2 protein-coding genes are annotated in these 3,680 nt (G+C 47.3%); both read right to left on the bottom strand.

What is annotated here, in order from left to right; translation table 11 throughout:
• Positions 1–106: 106 nt before the first annotated feature.
• Positions 107–307 carry a hypothetical protein gene (locus tag C1T29_RS04440; protein ID WP_020450473.1) on the bottom strand — a complete coding sequence of 67 codons (201 nt, stop codon included), beginning with the start codon at positions 305–307 and terminating at the stop codon, positions 107–109.
• A 131-nt stretch (positions 308–438) separates the two neighbouring features.
• Positions 439–3,597, bottom strand: a complete 3,159-nt coding sequence (locus tag C1T29_RS04435) for an efflux RND transporter permease subunit (RefSeq protein ID WP_208945626.1) — start codon at positions 3,595–3,597, stop codon at positions 439–441.
• Positions 3,598–3,680 lie beyond the last annotated feature (83 nt).

Here is a 3,680-nt window from a genome sequence, read left to right as displayed (position 1 = left end):
ATGATTAACCGCTTCTTTGCGGGGCTGGAGAACGAAATCAGCAGCATTAAAAAAGCTTGTCGATGAAGATCATTTCAACCTTTATCGACAAGCTCATAACATGCTTTCATCTGCTTTTTGTCTCTTTCATGATGCTGAAAATGACTAAGGCGATAACACCTGCACATACAATATAAAATAAAACATCAGTCACAGGGTTTCTTATATTTTTTAAGAGAAATATGACTCCGATCAACACGATCGGTATGATCCAGGTGAGCCGCTTTACGGCTTTGGGGCTTGGTTCGTTGTTTCCTTTCGATTCCATTCACTGCCTCCTCTGTTGCCTTTTCTAAACAAAGCATAACACAGGATATATTTGTTAAACACCGACGATCGTCTCATCAAAGAAAAAACCCCTTGGAAAGGAGCATTCCAAGGGGTTCATGTTTTATCGACTTACTCTTCTTTCATACCCGGTTTTTTCCGGCGGAATTTCGCCAGCACTTCGTATACGATCGGTACGATCAGAAGGGTAAGGAGCGTCGAACTGATCAAACCGCCGATAACGGTGACGCCGAGTCCTTTTGAAATGACCTGGCTGCCGCCTTCAAATCCGAGCGCCAATGGAATCAGGGCGCCGATTGTGGCGATGGCCGTCATCAGGATCGGACGGAGCCTTGTAGAGCCGGCTTCAAGGAGCGCTTCTCTCGTTGAGAGCCCTTCCGCTTCCTTATGGATGACGCGGTCGATTAAGACAATTGCGTTTGTGACGACGATTCCGATCAGCATCAGCATTCCGATCATTGCGTTCAGGCTGATCGTTTCTCCTGATACGTATAGTCCCACCAAGGCGCCGATAATCGTAAACGGTAGCGAGAACAGGATCGCAAATGGCGCCAGTGCTCCGCCGAATGTAATCACAAGCACGAGGTAGACGATCGCGACCGCCGCAAGCATCGCGAGTCCGAGTTTTGTAAAGGAATCTTCGATATCAGCGGATACGCCGCCTGTATCGATTGTGACGTTGTCATGCAGCTCGATCTTGTCGGTGTTTTTCTGTACGTCGACTGATACGGCTGTGACGTTTTCAGATGTGACTTCCGCCGTGACATCGGCATAGATTTTGCCGTCGCGTTTTGAAATCGTGTCAGATGTCGTGCCTTCTTTCACTTTCGCGACATCGCCGATTTTTACTTCCTGGCCGGTCGGAGTTGTGATTTTCTTGTTTTCTAAATCTTTGACGCTTTTATATGTTTCTTCTTCTGTTTTAATCGTGACATCAAGATCTTTTCCGTCTTTTTTCACGGTTGTAAGCGGCGCCTGCGATGTTTCTTTCATGAGCGCCTGAGAAATCTGTGATGCCGTTAACCCGAGTTTGCTTAATTTCTCCTGGTCAGCGACAAAAGTAAATTCGTCATATGTGCTGGACAGGCCTGAGTTTACGTTCTTCAGGTCATTTTGGTCTTTCATAATCTTTTCGATCTCTTTTACAGTGCCTTTAATCTCTTTTTCTGAAGCTCCGTACACATAATAGGTTAACTGATTGTTATTGCCTGAAGAGCTGAAATCCTGGGTTTTCCATTCTCCGCGTTTGGATTGCTTCTGAATGTCTTTTAGGACGTTGTCTTTTTCTTTATCAAAATCAGGTGTGTCTTCCTCATATTTGATATAGAACAACGCGCCGTTTGAGCTTCCGCCCATCAGCGGATTTCCCGCTCCTAACGTATATTGAACCGTATCGACGTGTTTGCGGTCCAATAGGACTTTTTCAGCTTTTTGCGCTTCTTTTTCCGCTTCTTTTTTCGTTTCTCCCGGTTCAGGAGTGTATGTGATTTGCACCATTTTATCTTTTGTAGCAGGCAAGTAGCTCGCTCCGATTAGCGGCACGAGGAACAAGCTTCCGACCAGCATTAGAACCGCGATGATCGAAGTGATCCATTTATGGCTGAGCGACCAATTTAACACTTTTTTGTAGAAGTTGGCCAGTACCCCAGGCTTGTGTTCTTTCGCCTTCACCGGCGCACCTGTCAACGACTTTTTGAAGAGGGTGTGCGCAAGCATCGGCACGAGCGTGATCGCGATCAGCAGGGATGCGGCAAGCGCGAATACAATCGTTAAGGCAAACGGCAGGAACAATTCGCCGATTTGACCGCCGACGAGTGCGAGCGGCAGGAATACCGCGATCGTCACGATCGTTGATGACATGATCGGCATGAACATTTCCTTCGTCGCTTCGCGCACGAGCGCTTTTCCGCGCAGCGGCTCATCTTTCAGCCTCATGCGGCGGTAAATGTTTTCAATGACGACGATCGAGTCGTCGACAACCCGTCCGATGGCGACCGTCATGGCGCCGAGCGTCATGATATTGAGCGTGATATCAAGCTGGTTCAAGACAAGCAGTGCGATTAACAATGACAATGGAATCGAAATGACCGAGATTAATGTTGATTTAATATCCCTTAGGAATAAGAGAATGATCACAACCGCAAAGATCGCTCCGAAAATCGCTTTGCTCAGCATCGTCTCGACCGACTCGGTGATCGGTTCGGCTTGATCGTATGTCGAGCTGTATTTGAAGCCTTTGTGGTCTTTTTTGAATTGTTCGAGTTCAGCTTTTACGTTGTCGGCTACCTCGACGGTATTGGCGTCGTTTGCTTTAATGACGCTGATGCCGATGCTGTCTTTACCATTGGTTCGTGAAATGGATTCGGCTTTTTTGACATCTTTAATCGTTGCGATGTCAGACAGCTTAACCGTCGGGATTCCCGCGCTTTGCTGAGCTTGTCCGGCGCTCTGTGCTCCGGCTTGAGCCTGCGCGCCCTGGGCCGCTTGCGCACTTTGCGCTCCGGCTTGCGCGCTTGCGCCTCCGGCAGACGCCGCTGGAATTCTCATATTTTTCAAGTCTTTAATTGTTTCGATATCGCCGCTCACGACGACCGATTTTTCTTCTTTCCCGAATGTGTACAACCCAAGCGGAGTCGTCACATCAGATCCTTGAATCACTTGCTTGACTGTATCCTCGTCAAGCCCATATTGCTTCAATTTGTCTTTTTTAAATGAAAATTCGACTTCTTCAACCTGCTGCCCGGAAAGCTGAACGGAAGCTACGCCTTCAAGGCCTTCAAGCTTCGTCAGGAGGCTGTCTTCCACTTTTTTCGTCAAGCTTTGAAGATCGTCTTTATCACTGGACACGCTGAGCGCGAGGATCGGGAAGGAATTCATGCTGTAGCGCGAAATGCTCGGCTCTTTCGCATTGTCCGGCAGATCGAGATTCGCCAATGCTTCAGCGGCTTCCGTCTTCGCTTTGTCCATATCCTTTTCATAATCGTATTCAATCATCACCGATGATGCGTTTTCATACGAAGTGGACGTCACAACGCTGACGCCGTCCAGGTTTTGCACGGCTTGTTCAACAGGCTTTGTGACTTCATCAGCTACCTGGCTCGGAGTGGCTCCGGGGTATGTCGTGCTGACGGTCAAATAAGGCATGTTCACATCAGGAATTGATTCCTGCTTCATATTTAAACCCGCATAAATGCCGGCAACCGTAACAATAATCGTCATCAGCCACACAGCGAACTTGTTCTTTAGTACAAAATTAATGATAGAATTCATTACGACCTCCATTGTGTATATCATTTTCAGAATACAGATTGACTGACTGGTCATTCTATACAATAATAAACTTCAAAAGTAAA

Source organism: Bacillus sp. MBGLi79 (genome assembly GCF_002953915.1).
Note: the sequence above shows the minus strand (reverse complement) of the source record. Positions and strands in the feature narration are given on the sequence as shown.

Bases quoted from the DNA above. Each gene is read 5' to 3' on its own strand.
- C1T29_RS04440 (WP_020450473.1), bottom strand. From the start codon at position 307: ATGGAATCGAAAGGAAACAACGAACCAAGCCCCAAAGCCGTAAAGCGG.
- C1T29_RS04435 (WP_208945626.1), bottom strand. From the start codon at position 3,597: ATGAATTCTATCATTAATTTTGTACTAAAGAACAAGTTCGCTGTGTGG.